The sequence below is a fragment of the Nonomuraea sp. CX421 genome (genome assembly GCF_059358955.1).
The window spans coordinates 557780-574898 of the sequence record NZ_JCADBK010000002.1; the positions used below are offsets into that span (position 1 = coordinate 557780).

Here is a 17119-nt window from a genome sequence, read left to right on the forward strand (position 1 = left end):
CCGGGCGGGTCAGCCGAGGCCGTTCGTGCTCAGCCATTCCTTGGCCACCGTGGCGGGTTCGTCCTTGTTGACGCTGATCTTCTGCATCATCTCAAGCAGCGACTCGGTCGTGAGCTTGGCCGAGACGCTGTTGAGCGTGCTCGTGATGGTGTCGTTGGCCGCGGCCTTGTTGACCAGCGGGGTGACGTTCTGGGCCGGGAAGATGTTCTTCGGGTCCTGCAGCGGGACGAGGTCGTTGGCCGTCATCTTGGGGTCGGTGGAGAAGACGTTGCCGACCTGGATCGAGCCGTCCTTGATGGCGTCGGCCGTGGTCGGGCCGGTCGCCTTCCACTGCTTGAACTCCAGCCCGTACACGTCCTTGAAGCGGGCCTCCCAGCGCTTCTTGAACTCGGGCGGACCACCGACGATCATGTCCTTCGACACCTTGGCCAGGTCCTCCATCGTGGTGAGCGACTGCTTGGCCTGGGTGTCCTTGGTGATCGACAGGGTGTCCTTGTCCTCGGCGGGCGAGGAGTCGAGGGCCTGGAGCTCGGCCGGGAGCTTCTCCTTCAGCGCGGTGTTGACCTCGTCGGTGGTCGCCGCGGTGTTCTGCAGGTCGATGAAGGCGAGCAGGTTGCCGTTGTATTCGGGGACGATGGTCAGCCCGCCGCTCTTGACCTGGTCGTAGACCACCTCACGACTGCCGATGCGGGGCTTCTCCTCGACCTCGACGCCCTTGGCCTCCAGCGCCTGGGCGTAGATCGAGCCCAGCAGCACGCTCTCGTCGAAGTCGAACGAGCCGATGACGGCCTTGCCGCCGCCGCCGGCGGAGGCCGAACCGCTGGGGGCCGCGCTCGTGGTGTCGAGCGGGTTGCCGCCGCTGCCGCCACTCCCGCAGGCGGTCAACGTGAGCGCCGCGGACAGGAGCAGCGCCGCGGCGCCGAAAGTGCGTCTCATCACAATCTTCCCTTCTTGGGGGTTATCAGGCGTTGGCTCACCCCAGGCGAGACCGTTGCCCGCTGTACGAGCATGAACACGATCTGCACCACGAGCGCGAACAACACGATCAGTACGGAACCACCGACCACACTGGCGTAATCCTTGGTCGCGAAACCGTCGATCACGAACCGGCCGAGCCCGCCGAGCCCGGTGTAGGCGGCGACCGTCGTGGTCGCCACCACCTGGATCGCCGAGAGGCGGAGGCCGAGCAGGATCAGCGGCAGCGCCACCGGCACCAGCACCCGGCCGAGCACCTGCCCGCCGGTGAGCCCCATGCCGTAGGCGGCGTCACGCAGCTCCGGGTCGACGCCCCGGATCCCCTCGAACGTGTTGACCAGGATCGGCGGCACCGCCAGCAGCACCAGCGGGATGATCACCGGCAGGATGGAGGCGGTGCCGAGCAGCAGCACGAACAGCACCAGCAGGCCCAGCGTGGGCAGCGCCCTGGCCAGGTTGGCCGTGACGACCACGAGCAGCCCGCCCCTGCCGGTGTGGCCGATCAACAGCCCGAGCGGCACCGCGACCAGCATCGCGAGCACCAGCGCCAGGGCGGAGAACTCCAGGTGTTCCAGCAGCCGCGCCGGGATGCCGTCGGGACCCGACCAGTTGGCCGGGTCGCCGAAGAAGTCGGTGAGCCAGCTCACGTGGCCCTCCTCGCCCGTACCCACGGGGTGAGCAGCCGCTGCGCGAGGACCAGGAGGCCGTCGGCGACCAGCGCCAGCAGCACGATCAGCGCGATGCCGACGATCACCGGGGGCAGGAACGGGTTCTGGTAGGCCCGGGTGAACAGCATGCCGAGGCCGCCCTGGCCGATCAGCGCTCCGACGCTGACCAGGCTGATGCTGGAGACGGCGACCACCCGGAGCCCGGCGAGCACGACGGGCGTGGCGATCGGCAGCTCCACCTGGACCAGGCGGCGCAGCGGGGTGAAGCCCATGGCCACCGCCGACTGGCGCACGTGCTCCGGCACCGCGCCGAGCCCGTCGACCACGGCGGGGATGAGCACGGCCATGGCGTAGAAGGTCAACGGGATGATCACGGTCAGCTGGGACAGGCCGGTGACCGAGATCAGCAGCATGAAGACCGGCAGCGACGGCAGCGCGTAGATGACGTTGAACACGCCGGCCGTCGGCTGGTAGAGCCAGCGCCACCGCACGCTGGCCAGCCCGAGCGGCAGGGCCAGCAGGAGCCCGGCCACGATCGGCACCAGCGACATGACGAGATGGTCGCCGAGCAGGTCCCTGATGCTGCCGACCCGCCCGGTGTCCCAGTTGCGCGCGATCCACTCCCAGAGTGTGGGCGGCCCGTCACCCATCGGCCGCCTCCGTGAGAGCCTCGTCGAGCGCCTCCCGGGTGGCCACGCCGACGACCCTGCCCTCGCCGTCGACGGCCACCGCGCAGCCCGACGGCGACAGCAGCGCAGCGTCGAGAGCCGAGCGCATGGAGTCGTGGCCCGGCCTGAAGGTGCCGTACGGCTCCAGAGTGCCGGGCCGGTCGCGGGAGACCCAGCCGAGCGGCCGGTCGTCGGCGGTGACGACGAGCCGCCACGGCTCGTCCGCGGGGTCGTCGGACCCTTCGGTGACGCTCAGGTCGGTGCGCAGCCGCATGCCCTCGGTCGAGACGAACCGCAGCCGCCGGATCCCCCGGTCGCGGCCGAGGAACTCGCGGACGAAGTCGTCGGCGGGCTCCGACAGCAGCGTCTTGGGGTCGGCCAGCTGCGCCAGCCTGCCGCCCACGCGCAGCACGGCCACGCGGTCGCCCAGCTTGATGGCCTCGTCGATGTCGTGGGTGACGAAGACGATGGTCTTGTTCAGCTCGGCCTGCAGCCGGATCAGCTCGTCCTGCAGGCTGGTGCGGACGATCGGGTCGACCGCGCTGAACGGCTCGTCCATCAGCAGCACCGGCGGGTCGGCGGCCAGCGCCCTGGCCACGCCCACGCGCTGCTGCTGCCCGCCGGACAGCTGGAACGGGTAGCGCTCGCCCATCGCCGGGTCGAGCCCGACGCGTTCGAGCAGCTCCATGGCCCTGGAGCGGGCCTTCTTCCGATCCCAGCCGAGCAGGTAGGGGACCGTCGCGATGTTGTCGACGATCTTGCGGTGCGGGAACAGGCCGGCCTGCTGGATGACGTAGCCGATGCCGCGGCGCAGCGTCGGCGGATCGATGCCCTGCACGGGCACGCCGTCGAGGAGGATCCGGCCCTCCGTGGCGTCGATCATCCGGTTGATCATCCGCAGGGACGTCGTCTTGCCGCAACCCGAGGGGCCGACGAACACCGTGATCTCGCCTGTCGGCGCCTCAAGACTGAGCGCGTCAACGGCGACGGTGCCGTCTGGGTAGCGTTTGGTGACAGCGTCGAATGTGATCACGCGCGACCTCTCGCATAGTGGCAGGGCCGCGACCCCCCTGCCACGACCGCCCATGATCTATTACCCGACAACCCTATGGGGAAATGAGCCGACCTGTCGCATCGGCCCTTGCTTAAACGCTTCACGCACCAGGGTCAATTCGGAGCGAAACCGGACCCGATAGGTGCGCCACCCTGGCTTAGTTGGCATGATTGCCTTACCCAATCTTGACGCCGCCTCTCCACCCCCCGGCAATCCCGCATTTGAAGCAAGAGGAACCGGCCCCGTGACACAGCCGCTCACCGATCAGCGCCCGCGCGCCGACCTGGTCACAGAGCTTTACGACCGTCACGCCGCCGGGCTGTTCGCCTACTGTGCTGACCAGCTCGGCGACCACGGCTCCGCGGCCGACGCCCTCGCGACCGTCCTCAGCGGCGTCTCCGCGACGGCGCCGCCACGCGCGGCGCTCTACGCGTTCGCCCGCCGCGAGATCCACCGGCGTGACGTCGTCTACGCACCTCCCGCCGTCGACCCGCTCACCGACCCGGCCTCCGCGCTGGTCGAGCGGACCCTCCGCGACCTGCGCCCGCACCAGCGCGAAGTGCTGCTGTTGAGCGAGGTCTGCCGGCTGGGCCGCACCGAGCTGGCCTGGGTGCTCGACGTGGCGCCCGACACCGCCGAGGAGCTGGCGATCAGCGCCGCCCACCGCTACCGGCAGCTGCTCGGCATGGCGCTGGCCGCCACCGGGGCGCGGGTGCCGAAGCAGGTGGCCGACGTCTACGGCGCGCTCAGGGTCGCGCCGCTCCGCGACGTGCTCGGCCGCCTGCCGTGGCCCTCGCCGCCCGCCTCCCTGCGCGTCCACTTCGCCGGCTCCCGTACGGCCGGCGCCGCGCCGATGTTCGTGAAGCCGCGCTGGCCCGTGCCGCCCCGCTGGCCGCTGCCGCTGAGCGAGCCCGATCCGGCGACGAGCACCGCCATCTTCCCCGCCGAGCTGCTGGCGCCGCCCTCCCCGGCGCGGGTCCCGGAGCACGACGCGACCACGGCGCCGATGCCGCGGCTGCGCGACCCGATGGCGCCGACCGACACCACCGGGCTCGGCCGGGTCTTCTCCCGGCCACGCGAGCGGCCGTTCTTCCTGTCGGCTCCCGTGCGGGACGACGTACGTCCGGTGGCCGAGCCGCACGCGACGGGCGACGTCCTCATCCACCGCGGCCCCGTCACCCCGCCGCCGGCCGGCGAGGGCCCGCCCGGCGACCTGTTCGCGCCCAAGCGGCCGGCCGACGAGCCGGTCTACCGGATGCCGCTGCCCGAGGAGTTCACCCGGCCGCCCGCCCCGCCACGCGCCTGGCAGACCGGCGCCCGCGACACCGGCGCCCCCAAGCGCTCCGACAGTTCCCCCAGCTCCACCAGCCGACCACCCACCGGCCGCGCGGCCGAGCGCGGCGACCGGAAGACCGACGACGCCCAGCGGCCCTCGGGCGCCCAGGCTCGACGGCCCTCGGGCGCCCAGCCGCGGCGGCCGGTCGCCGGCCAGCGTGGGAAGGCCGTGCCCAAGCCTGGCGCCCGTAAGCCCGGCAAGCCCGGCAAGCCGAAGCCGAAGGCCCGCAAGCGCAGGCGCGGTCACCACGACTGGGCGTGGGAGCTCGTCGGGTTCCTGCTCTGCGTGGCCATCGCGATGATCGTGTTCTTCTCGATGCCGTCGCTCATCGGCCCCTGATCAGGTCGCGCCGGCGGCCGGCCCGACGGCCGCCGGCTCGCGCGACCTCCCGTCGGTCACCGGGGCGGTCTCGGCAGGTTCAGCCCCAGCATGGCGATCAGCTCCCGCTGCACCTCGTTGACCCCGCCGCCGAAGGTCAGCACCATCGCGCCCTTGACGCCGATGTCGATCCGCTCCATCAGCTCGGCCGTCTCCAGGTCGGACGGGTCGCCATAGCGGGCCAGTACGTCGCAGACGATCCTGCCGATCTCCATGTACCGCTCCGAGGCGTAGACCTTGGTGGCGGAGGCGTCCGGAGCGCCCAGCCAGCCGAGGTCCATGTTCGCCGCGACCTGCCAGTTGAGCAGCTCGTTCGTCCGGAAGTAGGCGCGCACCCGGCCGAGCGCCCGCCGCACCTCGGGCACGTCCACCAGCCCCGTGCGGCGCGCCCAGGCGGCGAAGCGGTCGTAGGTCTGCCCCAGGTTGCCGGCCGGGCCGAGCGTGACGCGCTCGTGGTTGAGCTGGTTGACGATCAGGTCCCAGCCCTTGTCCACCTCACCCACGACCATGCCGACCGGGACGCGGACGTCGGAGTAGTAGGTGGAGTTGGTGTGGTGGCGGCCGTCCATGGTGATGATCGGCGTCCACGAGTAGCCCGGGTCGTCCGTCGAGGCGATCATCATGGTGATGCCCTTGTGCTTCTTGGCCGTGGGATTGGTGCGGGCGGCCAGCCAGATGTACTGGGCGTGGTGGGCTCCGCTGGTGAAGATCTTCTGGCCGTTGACGACGTAGTGGTCGCCGTCGAGCACCGCCGTGGTGCGCAGCGCGGCCAGGTCGGTGCCTGCCTCGGGCTCGCTGTAGCCGATCGCGAAGTGGCACTCGCCGGCCAGGATGCGCGGCAGGAAGGCGTCCTTCTGCTCCTGGGTCCCGTACTCCATGAGGGTCGGACCGACGGTGCCGACGGTGATGAGGGGGTACGGCACGCTCGCGCGGGCGATCTCGTTGGCGAAGATCTGCTGCTCGACCGGCCCGTAACCGCTGCCGCCGTACTCCTTGGGCCAGCCGGGGCCGAGCTTCCCGTCGCGGCCGAGGCGGCGGCAGTGCTCCATGTACGCCTCGCCGAACGGGTCGGCGTGGATCTTGCGGCGGTCGTCGGCGGTGATGCAGTTCTGGAAGTACTCGCGCAGCTCGTCGCGGAGTCTGCGCTGTTCGGGGGTGAGGTCGATCAGCATCAGGCGAGCGCTCCGATCAGGTCGAGCTGGGCGTCCTGGCCGCCGAGCAGGTGCGACAGGTGCTTGGCCTGGGCGAAGTAGCGGTGCAGGGGGTAGGTCACGTCGAGGCCGAGGCCGCCGTGCAGGTGCTGGCAGGTGTAGAGGGCCCGCAGCGCCTCGCCGACGTGGAAGGCCGCGACGGCGAGGTCCTCCTCGGCCGGCAGCCTCTGGCCGAGGCGCCAGGCGGCCGACCAGAGAGCCACGTCGAGCGCCCGGCCGGCGATGTAGACGTCGGCGATCTGCATGGTGACGGCCTGGAACTCGGCGAGCGCGCGGCCGAACTGCTTCCTGGTCCTGATGTAGCCGGTGGTCAGCTCCAGCGCCCCGGCGAGCACGCCGCTCGCCTGCGCCGCCACGGCGACGGTGAAGATCTGCCGGATCTCCGTGACGGCCTCGGGACCGGCCACGCGTTCGGCCGGGGTCCGGTCGAGCACGATCGTGGCGGCCGGCTCGCCGGTGGAGGTGTACTCGGGGCTCGACTCCGGGGACTCGACCAGGAACACGCCCTCGTCGGCGGTCACCAGGGCCCACGACTCCAGGTAGGGCACCCCGGTCTTGCGCCCCGTCAGCACCCAGCCCTCCGGGGTGCGGTCGGCGGTGGTCACCGGGAGGTCGGCGAGCGCCCTGCCGGGCTCCCGGTGGGCGACGGTGACCGAGCGGGTCTGCTGGTGGCGGGTGCCGTACCTGCTGAGGGCGAGCGAGCCGGCCAGCGCGGGCAGCGCGGGCAGAGCCGCGGCCCGCGCGCCGACCTCGCGCAGCACGACCGCCATCTCGACGGGGCCCAGCCCGGCGCCGCCCGCCTCCTCCGGCACGCACACGCTCAGCAGCCCGGCCTCGCGCAGCCGTTCCTCCGTCGCCTCCTTGGCGAGCAGGTCGGCGGCCAGCCTGCGCAGGTCTTGCTGGGTCTCGTCCAGATTGAAATCCATCAGGCCTCCGTCTCGTGGAGCGGACCGGGTCGCTCGTGCCCGGCCTCCGGCGGCGGCGTGGCCCACGTTCCGCGGTCATGGAGACCTCCAGCGAGCGCCCAGTCGACCGAAACGCAAACTAGAACAGATTCTAATATCTGTCCAGGGGCCCGGCGTGCCGATAAGTCTGGATATATCCCTGTAACGGGGTGGACATGCATCTATACGGGTTCTTTGTGACCCGCGAGTAACAAGCCGCGCTGTCCAGAAATCAGATAACGTGTTCTTATGCGCAGTCCGCACGCGACCATTGCCGTGCCCCCCGGCGACAGCGAGGGGACCATGGAGAGTCATCCCACCCCTGCCGGGCACAGCGTCCGGACGCGGAGCCAGCACCAGCGCCGCAAGCGCATCGTGCAGGCCGCCGCCGCGCTGGCCTCCCGCGGCGGCGTCGAGGCGATGCAGATGCGCACCGTCGCCGAGCGCGCGGGCGTCGCGCTCGGCACCCTCTACCGCTACTTCCCGTCCAAGATGGACCTGGTGGTCGCGGTCGTCGGCGAGGAGATCGACCTGCTGGAGAGCAGCATCGAGCGCCGCCCGCCGAGCGCGTCCACCCCGGCGGGCCGCGCGGTCGACGTCCTCATGCGCGCCACCCGCGGCCTCATGCGCGAGCCCGAGCTCGCCGACGCGCTCATCCGCTCGCTGATCCTGGCCGAGGTGGAGACCCCGTTCGGCGACCGCATGACCGGCCTGCTGCTCCGCGTCGCCGCTGACGGGCTGTCGCAGGAGCAGGCCACCGAGGAGCAGCTCACTCTGGCGAGCTCGCTGTCCAGCGTCTGGGTGCACGAGCTGCTGGAGATGCTCCGTGGCCGGCGTGGCTACGAGCAGATCCAGCGCCGCATCGAGATCGCCGCCGAACGCCTCATCACCGACATCTGACCCGGCCCGTCCGTCCCCCGATGATCATCGGCGGTCTAGGCTGGCGGCATGAAGATGCGCGCGATCAGCCAGGACTCTTTGGGCGGTCCGGAGGTGCTGAAGCTGACAGAGGTCGACCGGCCCGAGCCGGGCCCGACCGAGGTGCTGGTGCGAGTGCACGCGGCCGGAGTCAACCCCACCGACTGGAAGACCCGCGAGAGCGGCGGCCTGCTCCGGACCCGGCCGCCGTTCGTGCTGGGCTGGGAGGTCTCCGGCGTGGTCGAGGCCGTAGGTCTCGGCACGACCGTCCACCAGCCGGGTGACGAGGTCTTCGGGATGCTGCGCTATCCGCAGGGCAACGGCGCCTACGCCGAGTACGTGGCCGCGCCCGCCCGGCATTTCGCCCGCAAGCCCGCCAATCTCGACCACCTCCACGCGGGCGCGATCCCGCTCGCCGGGCTGACCGCCTGGCAGGCGCTCGTCGACACCGCCGGCGTCCGGGCGGGCAGCCGCGTGCTCGTGCACGCGGCCGCGGGCGGCGTGGGCCACCTCGCCGTCCAGATCGCCAAGGCCAGGGGCGCGTACGTGATCGGCACCGCCAGCGCCGCCAAGCACGACTTCCTGCACGGGCTCGGCGTCGACGAGCTCGTCGACTACCGCGCCGAGGACTTCGCCGAGGTGGTGCGCGACGTCGACGTGGTGCTCGAGACCATCGGCGGCGACTACGGGCCGCGCTCGCTGCGGACCATGCGCGAGGGCGGCACGATCGTCTCGCTCACCATCTCACTGCTGGACGAGCGCCTGCACGCGATGGCGGCCGAGCGCGGCATCCACTCGGCGGCCATGCTGGTCGAGCCCGACCACGCGGCCATGCGGTCACTCGCCGCCCTGGCGGAGGCCGAGCGGCTGCGGGTCGAGCTGGCGGCCGTGCTGCCCCTCGCGGAGGCGGCCAAGGCTCACGAGCTGGGCCAGTCGGGCCGCACCACGGGCAAGATCGTGCTCAGCGTCCCGTAGTGATCGTGCTCAGCGGCGCGCGGTGAGGCGTACGCGGGCGGCGCCAGGTGCCATGAGTCGTCCGCTTCGCCCGTGGAGACCGGGGCCGCCCGAGGACTCATCGGACTGTCGGTGCCGCCGTCTATACAGGAGGGATGACCGACAAGCCATCGAACGAGGACTTCCTCAGGCTGGCTGATCCGCTGCGCCGCGAGTTGCTGGCCCACTGCTATCGCATGCTGGGGTCGGTGCACGACGCCGAGGATCTCGTCCAGGAGACCTACCTGAGGGCCTGGCGGGCCTACGACAGGTTCGAGGGGCGTTCCTCGCTGCGCACCTGGCTCTATCGCATCGCCACCACGGCCTGCCTGACCGCGCTCGACAGCCGGAGCCGCCGGCCGCTGCCCACCGGGCTGGGCGCGCCGAGCTCCGAGGCCACCGCGCCCCTCGCCGAGCGGCCGGAGCTGCCGTGGCTGGAGCCGGTGCCCGACGGCATGGTGGGCGCCGACGACCCGGCCACGATCGTCACCTCGCGCGAGAGCATCCGGCTGGCGCTCATCGCGGCCCTGCAGCACCTGCCGCCCCGGCAGCGCGCGATCCTGATCCTGCGCGACGTGCTCAGGTGGCGGGCCGCCGAGGTGGCCGAGGCCCTGGGCACCACCACGGTCGCCGTCAACAGCGGCCTGCAGCGGGCCCGCGCCCAGCTCAGCGAGGTGGCACCGAGCCTCGACGATCCGGTGCGGCCGCTGTCCGCCGAGCAGCGGGCCCGGCTCGACCGCTACATGGCGGCCTTCGAGCGCTACGACGTGGCCGCGATCGTCGAGCTGCTCACCAAGGACGCCGTGTGGGAGATGCCGCCCTACACGGGCTGGTGGCAGGGGCCCGAGAGCATCGGCAGGCTCATCGCGGCCAACTGCCCGGCCAGCGGGGCGGGCGATCTGCGGCTCGTCCCTGTCGCGGCCAACGGCCAGCCGGCGTTCGCGGTCTACTTCCGCGAGGGCACGGGCTATCACGCGTTCGCCGTGCAGGTGCTCACCATGACCGGCGAGGGTGTCGGCCATGTGGTGATGTTCTTCGACCTTGACCTGTTCGACACGTTCGGGCTGCCTCGTACGATGCCGGCCGCCGACCGGGCTTCCGCGTCAAAGTAGAACGCGTTACAGTCTGGACCGGAGCATCATTCTGGAGGCGACTGTGAGCACACCTGTGATCGTCGAGGCCGTACGCACCCCGATCGGCAAGCGGGGCGGCTGGTTGTCCGAGCTCAAGCCACAACAGGTGCTGGCAGCGGCGCTCAACGGGCTGATCGATCGTTCCGGGCTCGATCCCGCGCTGGTCGGTCAGGTGTTCGCCGGATGCGTGACCCAGGCGGGCGAGCAGGGCGGCCATGTGGGGCGGCACTCCTGGCTCTACGCCGGCCTGCCCTACCAGACGGGCGTCACCACGGTCGACGCCCAGTGCGGCTCGTCGCAGCAGGCCGTGCACCTCGCGGCGGCCATGGTGCGCGCCGGGGTGATCGACGTGGGCATCGGCTGCGGGGTCGAGGTGATGAGCCGGGCGCCGCTGGGCAGCAACGTGCTGCCCGCCGATCCCCGGCCCGACGACTGGAGCATCGACCTGCCCGACCAGTTCACCGCCGCCGACCGCATCGCGCGGCGGCGCGGGCTGACCAGGGAGCGGCTCGACTGGTTCGGCGCGCGGTCCCAGCGACTGGCGGCCAAGGCGTGGGCCGACGAGCGGTTCGAGCGGGAGATCGTGCCGGTCGGGTCCGTCACCCGCGACCAGGGCCTGCGTGAGACCACGGTCGAGGGGCTGGCCAAGCTCAGGCCGGTGCCCCACGAGGATTCGCTGCACACCGCGGGCACGTCGTCGCAGATCTCCGACGGAGCGGCGGCCGTCCTGGTGATGAGCGAGGAGGCGGCGCTCCGTCACGGCCTGCGGCCCCGTGCCCGCATCCTGGCCCAGGCCCTGGTGGGCTCGGAGCCCTACTACCACCTCGACGGGCCGGTCGACGCGACCGCCAAGGTGCTCGAGTCGGCCGGCATGACGATAGGCGACATCGACAGGTTCGAGGTGAACGAGGCGTTCGCGTCGGTGGTGCTGTCGTGGGCGAGTGTGCACCTGCCCGACCTCGACCGCGTCAACGTCAACGGCGGCGCCATCGCGCTCGGCCATCCGGTGGGCGCGACCGGCGCGCGGCTGCTCACGACGGCGCTGCACGAGCTGGAGCGTTCGGACTCCACGACCGCTCTGGTCACGATGTGCGCGGGCGGCGCGCTGGCCACGGCCACGATCCTTGAGCGGATAGCGTGACACACCGGAAATTCCGTATCCGTCCCCCGGCCTTCTCCTCCAGACTCGAACCACACGCACGCTCTACGGGGGACACGTGACGAGAAAGACCCGACGCCGGCCGTACCTTGAGCAGCGTCCGCAGGACCTCGGCGGCGGGGTGTGGAGCGTGCCGGTGCCGATCCCCGGCAACCCGCTCGGCTACACCCTCGTCTACGCCGTCGAGTCACCGAAGGGGCCGGTGCTGATCGACGCCGGTTGGAACCATCCCGACGCCTGGGAGGCGCTGCACGGCGGGCTCGGCTCCCTGGGCATCGACATCGCGACGGTCAGGGGCGTGGTCGTCACCCACTTCCACCCCGACCATGCCGGGCTGGCCGGTCAGGTCAGGGAGACGTCCGGCGCCTGGATCGCGATGCACGAGGCCGACGCCGCGCTGGTCCGGCTCATGCACGGCCTGGCCGACGGCGAGCACCGCAGCTTCCAGGCCGACATGCTGCGCCGGGCCGGCGCCAACCCGGCGGAGGTGGACGTCGCCACCGCCCAGCGCCCCAAACCACCCGCGCCGCCCGACCGCGAGCTGCGCGACGGCGACCTGGTCGACCTGCCCGGCCGCAAGCTGCGGGCCGTGCACACGCCCGGCCACACTCCCGGTCATATCTGCCTGCACCTGGAGGACGCCGACCGGCTGTTCACCGGTGACCACGTCCTCCCCGACATCACCCCTCACGTCGGCATCTATCCGTACGATCGCGATGATGTCGATCCGCTGGGAGAGTTCCTCGGCTCCCTGGAGCGGATCGGCGACATGGGCCCGCTCGACGCCCTGCCGGCCCACGAGTGGACATTTCCCGATGCGGCAGCGCGAGCCACCGAGATCCGTCAGCATCACGAGGAGAAGCTCACCGAGCTTCACGCGCTGCTGGCCGAGCGGCCGGAGCCGCAGACCATCTGGGAGGTCGCCGCCATGATGACCTGGAACAGACCCTGGGACGACCTGTCCCCCATGTTGCGCGGCATGGCGGCCGGCGAGGCCGCCGCCCACCTGCGCGCCCTGGAGGCACGTGGGGCGATCAGGCGGGTCAGCGGAGGCCAGCCCGTACGGTTCCAGGCCATAGACTCCTAGACATCCGATGTCTAGGGAGAAAAGCGTGGCGGTCACCGACGCGGCCATCGACAAGATCAAGCAGATGATCCTCTCCGGCGAGCTGACGCCCGGCGACCGGCTGCCGAAGGAGGCCGACCTGGCCGAGCGCCTCGGCCTGTCTCGCAACTCGCTGCGCGAGGCCGTCCGCGCGCTGGCCCTGATCAACGTCCTCGACGTGCGCCAGGGCGACGGCACCTACGTCACCAGCCTGGAGCCGCGGCTGCTGCTCGACACCATGTCGTTCGTGCTCGACCTGCACCGCGACGACACCGTGCTGCAGTTCTTCGAGGTGCGCCGCATCCTCGAACCCGCCGCCACGGCGATGGCCGCCAGGTCGATGACCGACGCGGAGATCGAGGAGCTCCGGGTGATCCTCGAGTCGTTGCCCGCCTCCCCCACCATCGAGGAGCTGGTCGCCAACGACCTGGAGTTCCACCAGCGGATCGCGCTGGGGTCGGGCAACAGCGTGCTGTGCTCGTTCATCGAGAGCCTCTCCGGGCCGACGACCCGGGCCCGGATCTGGCGCGGCCTCACCCAGGAGGGCGCGCTGGACAAGACGCGCGAGCAGCACACCGCGATCTACGAGGCCATCGCCGCCCACCAGCCCGACCTGGCCCACTCGTGGGCCACCGTGCACGTGGCGGGCGTGGAGTCCTGGCTGCGCAAGGCCCTCGCCTGACCGGACCCCTCGGGGTAGTACACCGGTGTGGCTGACAGACTCGACCGGTATCGGAGCAAACGCGACGCCGGCCGCACCCCCGAGCCCGTCCCTGCCGAGCCCGTCCCCGCCGACGCCCCCGAACCACGCGACGGCGACGCGTTCGTGATCCAGGAGCACCACGCGCGGTCGCTGCACTGGGACCTGCGGCTGGAGCGCGACGGCGTGCTCGCCTCCTGGGCCGTGCCCAAGGGCCTGCCCGGCGACCCCGGCACCAACCACCTGGCCGTGCGCACCGAGGACCACCCGATGGAGTACCTCACGTTCCACGGCGAGATCCCCCGGGGCGAGTACGGCGGCGGCACGATGACGCTGTGGGACCAGGGCACCTACGAGACGGAGAAGTGGTCCGACCGCGAGGTCAAGGTGGTGCTGCACGGCGCCCGAGCCTCGGGCCGGTTCGTGCTGTTCCAGACGAACGGCAAGAACTGGATGATCCATCGGATGGATCCCCCGGTCCACGACCCCTTGCCGCCGTTGGACCCCATGCTTCCGGCCGAGCGCTCCCGGCTGCCGCGCGACGCGGGGACGTACGCGTTCGAGTTCGCCTGGGGCGGTGAGCGCGTCCTGGTGCCGATCGTGGGCGGCCGGACCGACGCGGCGCGGCGGCATCCGTGGCTGAGACCGCTGGCGGAGTCGTTCGGCAGCCGCACCGCGGTCCTGGACGGCGAGGTGGTCACGCTGGGCGGCGGCGAGGTGCTGGTCTGCTACGACCTGCTCTACGACGACGGGCGCTCCCTGGTCGCCGAGCCCTACACGGCCCGCCGGGCCGCGCTGGAGGCTCTCCACCTGTCGGCGGCCCGCTGGCAGACCGCCCCCTCCTGGCCGGGTCAGGCCGCCCCGGTGCGGCAGGCGGCCCGCGAACAGGGCCTGCCCGGTGTCCTCGCCAAGCGTCTCGACTCGCCCTACGAGCCCGGTCCGTCCACGGCCTGGATCTTCGTGCCGAGTCGCGCGGCGAAACCGCCGCGCGACTGACGCGTCAGGCGACGCCCGCACCTCCCGGGACATGACACAGAACGACGTCCGCCCCCTCCCGGGAGGTGAGATAAGACTTGGATTGTTCGTTAACTTGTATCGTTCGTGTTTATGGCTGTAGGTTGGGTGCCATGAGCGCACCCAGGACTCCGGCCGCCGAGGAGCTACGCGGTGCCGGCCTTCGGGTGACGGCCGCCCGCGTCGCACTGCTCGAGACCGTCCGCGACGGTGACCACCTCGACGTCGAGACGATCGCCTCCGGCGTGCGCGATCGGGTGGGCCATGTCTCCCTCCAGGCTGTGTACGAGGCCCTCCACGCGCTCACCGCGGCGGGGCTCGTGCGCCGCATCGAGCCGGCCGGCAGCCCGGCCCGGTTCGAGGGGCGGGTCGGCGACAACCACCACCACGTCGTGTGCCGGTCGTGCGGTGTCGTCGCCGACGTCGACTGCGCGGCCGGCGAGGCGCCCTGCCTGACAGCGTCCGACGACCACGGCTTCTCGATCGATGAGGCCGAGGTCATCTACTGGGGCCTGTGCCCCGCTTGTTCCACCGCCAGCAGTTCCTGAGCACCTGTCTCGAATTCCGGAAGGATTCCATGTCCGAGAACCATGACGCAATCGTCACCGACCCCCAGCCTGAAGGCGAAGGCGGCTGCCCGGTCGCGCACGAGCGCGCCCCTCACCCGACTCAGGGCGGCGGAAACCGCCAGTGGTGGTCGGACCGGCTCAACCTGAAGATCCTCGCCAAGAACCCCGCCGTGGCCAACCCCCTCGGTGCGGAGTTCGACTACGCCGAGGCGTTCAAGTCGCTCGACCTCGCGGCCGTGAAGCAGGACATCGCGCAGGTGCTGACGACCTCGCAGGACTGGTGGCCCGCCGACTTCGGCAACTACGGCCCGTTCATGATCCGGATGGCGTGGCACAGCGCGGGCACCTACCGCATCAGCGACGGCCGCGGCGGCGCCGGGGCCGGTCAGCAGCGCTTCGCCCCGCTCAACAGCTGGCCGGACAACGCCAACCTCGACAAGGCCCGCCGCCTGCTGTGGCCGGTCAAGAAGAAGTACGGCAAGAGCCTCTCCTGGGCCGACCTCATGGTCCTGGCCGGCAACGTCGCCCTGGAGTCGATGGGCTTCAAGACCTTCGGCTTCGCCGGCGGTCGCGCGGACGTCTGGGAGCCTGACGAGGACGTCTACTGGGGCCCCGAGTCCGTCTGGCTCGACGACCAGCGCTACACCGGCGACCGGGAGCTCGAGAACCCGCTCGCCGCGGTCCAGATGGGCCTCATCTACGTCAACCCGGAGGGCCCGAACGGCAACCCGGACCCGCTGGCCGCGGCCCGCGACATCCGTGAGACGTTCCGCCGGATGGCGATGAACGACGAGGAGACGGTCGCCCTGATCGCGGGCGGTCACACCTTCGGCAAGACCCACGGCGCCGGCCCGGCCGACCACGTCGGCCCCGACCCCGAGGCCGCCCCGCTGGAGGAGCAGGGCCTCGGCTGGAAGAGCACCTTCGGCAGCGGCAAGGGCGGCGACACGATCACCAGCGGCCTGGAGGTCACCTGGACCTCGACGCCGACGAAGTGGTCCACCAACTTCTTCTGGAACCTGTTCGGCTACGAGTGGGAGCTGACGAAGAGCCCGGCCGGCGCGCACCAGTGGCGGCCGAAGCACGGCGCCGGCCAGGACTCGGTGCCCGACGCGCACGACCCGTCGAAGCGTCACGCGCCGTCCATGCTGACCACCGACCTCGCGCTCCGGTTCGACCCCATCTACGGCCCGATCTCGCGGCGCTTCTACGAGAACCCCGACGAGTTCGCGGACGCCTTCGCCCGCGCCTGGTTCAAGCTGACCCACCGTGACATGGGCCCGGTCTCCCGCTACCTCGGCCCGGAGGTCCCGGCCGAGACGCTGCTGTGGCAGGACCCGCTGCCCGCGGCCACGTACGAGCAGATCGACGCCGAGGACATCGCCTCCCTCAAGGCGCAGATCCTCGCCTCGGGCCTGTCGGTGTCCGAGCTCGTGTCCACCGCCTGGGCGTCGGCGGCGTCCTTCCGCGGCAGTGACAAGCGCGGTGGCGCCAACGGCGCGCGCATCCGCCTGCAGCCGCAGAGCGGATGGGAGGTCAACGACCCCGACCGGCTCGCGACGGTGCTGCGCACCCTGGAGGGCGTCCAGGAGAGCTTCAACGCCGCCCAGACCGGCGGCAAGCAGGTCTCGCTCGCCGACCTGATCGTGCTCGGCGGCGTCGCGGCCGTCGAGCGGGCGGCCAAGGACGCCGGCTTCGACGTCCAGGTCCCCTTCACGCCGGGCCGCGTGGACGCGTCGCAGGAGCAGACCGACGTCGAGTCGTTCGACGCCATGGAGCTGACCGCCGACGGGTTCCGCAACTACCTCGGCAAGGGCAACCGGCTGCCGGCCGAGTACCTCCTGCTCGACCGGGCCAACCTGCTGACCCTGAGCGCCCCCGAGATGACGGTTCTGGTCGGTGGCCTCCGTGTCCTGGGCGCCAACCACCAGCAGTCGCCGCTCGGCGTCTTCACCGCGACCCCCGGGGCGCTGACCAACGACTTCTTCGTCAACCTGCTCGACTTGGGTACGACGTGGAAGGCGACGTCCGAGGACGCCGGCACGTTCGAGGGTCGCGACGCGGCCACGGGCGAGGTCAAGTGGACCGGCAGCCGGGCCGACCTCGTCTTCGGGTCCAACTCCGAGCTGCGTGCGCTCGCGGAGGTCTACGCGAGTGACGACGCCAAGGCGAAGTTCGTGAACGACTTCGTCGCGGCGTGGGACAAGGTCATGAACCTCGACCGGTTCGACCTCGCCTGATCCCCCCTGATCAGGCGAGATCACGCCTGATCGCTGACGTCCAGGCCGGCCCAG

The 17119-nt window shown here is 71.3% G+C and carries 16 protein-coding genes; 10 read left to right on the forward strand and 6 right to left on the reverse strand.

What is annotated here, in order from left to right:
* Positions 1-9: 9 nt before the first annotated feature.
* The 4 genes from AC5L3X_RS05615 to AC5L3X_RS05630 are packed head-to-tail and all read right to left on the reverse strand — an operon-like array spanning position 10 to position 3344.
* Positions 10-936 (reverse strand): ABC transporter substrate-binding protein, encoded by a 927-nt coding sequence (locus AC5L3X_RS05615; RefSeq protein ID WP_494855518.1) that lies wholly within the window; start codon positions 934-936, stop codon positions 10-12.
* On the reverse strand, positions 936-1622 hold the full coding sequence (locus tag AC5L3X_RS05620) for an ABC transporter permease (RefSeq protein WP_494855520.1): 687 nt from the start codon (positions 1620-1622) through the stop codon (positions 936-938). Before AC5L3X_RS05620 ends, AC5L3X_RS05615 begins: the two co-directional genes overlap by 1 nt.
* Entirely contained in the window at positions 1619-2293 is a 675-nt protein-coding gene (locus tag AC5L3X_RS05625; protein WP_189123277.1) for an ABC transporter permease, read from the reverse strand. Before AC5L3X_RS05625 ends, AC5L3X_RS05620 begins: the two co-directional genes overlap by 4 nt.
* Complete coding sequence (locus AC5L3X_RS05630) at positions 2286-3344, reverse strand: ABC transporter ATP-binding protein (protein ID WP_494855522.1); 1059 nt, start codon at positions 3342-3344, stop codon at positions 2286-2288. The genes AC5L3X_RS05625 and AC5L3X_RS05630 overlap by 8 nt, the downstream gene beginning before the upstream one ends.
* A 265-nt stretch (positions 3345-3609) precedes the next feature.
* Here AC5L3X_RS05630 and AC5L3X_RS05635 point away from each other — a divergent pair, with 265 nt between their 5' ends.
* Entirely contained in the window at positions 3610-5040 is a 1431-nt protein-coding gene (locus AC5L3X_RS05635) for an RNA polymerase sigma factor (RefSeq protein ID WP_494855523.1), read from the forward strand.
* Positions 5041-5096: 56 nt separating this feature from the next.
* Here AC5L3X_RS05635 and AC5L3X_RS05640 read toward each other — a convergent pair whose 3' ends face one another.
* Together AC5L3X_RS05640 and AC5L3X_RS05645 are read right to left on the reverse strand one after the other, a co-directional pair.
* On the reverse strand, positions 5097-6251 hold the full coding sequence (locus AC5L3X_RS05640; RefSeq protein ID WP_494855525.1) for an acyl-CoA dehydrogenase family protein: 1155 nt from the start codon (positions 6249-6251) through the stop codon (positions 5097-5099).
* On the reverse strand, positions 6251-7216 hold the full coding sequence (locus AC5L3X_RS05645; RefSeq protein ID WP_189123273.1) for an acyl-CoA dehydrogenase family protein: 966 nt from the start codon (positions 7214-7216) through the stop codon (positions 6251-6253). The genes AC5L3X_RS05640 and AC5L3X_RS05645 overlap by 1 nt, the downstream gene beginning before the upstream one ends.
* A gap of 321 nt (positions 7217-7537) precedes the next feature.
* Here AC5L3X_RS05645 and AC5L3X_RS05650 point away from each other — a divergent pair, with 321 nt between their 5' ends.
* The 9 genes from AC5L3X_RS05650 (at position 7538) to katG (ending at position 17065) form a co-directional block, all read left to right on the forward strand.
* Positions 7538-8134 carry a TetR family transcriptional regulator gene (locus tag AC5L3X_RS05650; RefSeq protein WP_189123585.1) on the forward strand — a complete coding sequence of 199 codons (597 nt, stop codon included), beginning with the start codon at positions 7538-7540 and terminating at the stop codon, positions 8132-8134.
* Between the two features lie 54 nt (positions 8135-8188).
* Positions 8189-9127: an NADP-dependent oxidoreductase gene (locus tag AC5L3X_RS05655; RefSeq protein WP_494855575.1), complete on the forward strand. Its 939-nt coding sequence runs from the start codon at positions 8189-8191 to the stop codon at positions 9125-9127.
* Positions 9128-9261: 134 nt separating this feature from the next.
* Positions 9262-10257: a sigma-70 family RNA polymerase sigma factor gene (locus AC5L3X_RS05660; protein WP_494855527.1), complete on the forward strand. Its 996-nt coding sequence runs from the start codon at positions 9262-9264 to the stop codon at positions 10255-10257.
* Between the two features lie 43 nt (positions 10258-10300).
* Entirely contained in the window at positions 10301-11419 is a 1119-nt protein-coding gene (locus tag AC5L3X_RS05665; RefSeq protein ID WP_494855529.1) for a steroid 3-ketoacyl-CoA thiolase, read from the forward strand.
* Positions 11420-11495: 76 nt separating this feature from the next.
* The gene (locus AC5L3X_RS05670; RefSeq protein WP_494855531.1) at positions 11496-12524 is read left to right on the forward strand and encodes an MBL fold metallo-hydrolase; all 1029 of its coding nucleotides are present in this window, start codon (positions 11496-11498) and stop codon (positions 12522-12524) included.
* A 25-nt stretch (positions 12525-12549) separates the two neighbouring features.
* Complete coding sequence (locus AC5L3X_RS05675; RefSeq protein ID WP_189123269.1) at positions 12550-13224, forward strand: FadR/GntR family transcriptional regulator; 675 nt, start codon at positions 12550-12552, stop codon at positions 13222-13224.
* 27 nt (positions 13225-13251) lie between these two features.
* Positions 13252-14238, forward strand: a complete 987-nt coding sequence (locus AC5L3X_RS05680; RefSeq protein WP_494855533.1) for a DNA polymerase ligase N-terminal domain-containing protein — start codon at positions 13252-13254, stop codon at positions 14236-14238.
* Positions 14239-14369: 131 nt separating this feature from the next.
* Complete coding sequence (locus AC5L3X_RS05685) at positions 14370-14804, forward strand: Fur family transcriptional regulator (RefSeq protein WP_189123267.1); 435 nt, start codon at positions 14370-14372, stop codon at positions 14802-14804.
* 29 nt (positions 14805-14833) lie between these two features.
* The gene (gene katG, locus AC5L3X_RS05690; RefSeq protein WP_494855535.1) at positions 14834-17065 is read left to right on the forward strand and encodes a catalase/peroxidase HPI; all 2232 of its coding nucleotides are present in this window, start codon (positions 14834-14836) and stop codon (positions 17063-17065) included.
* Positions 17066-17119: the final 54 nt, after the last annotated feature.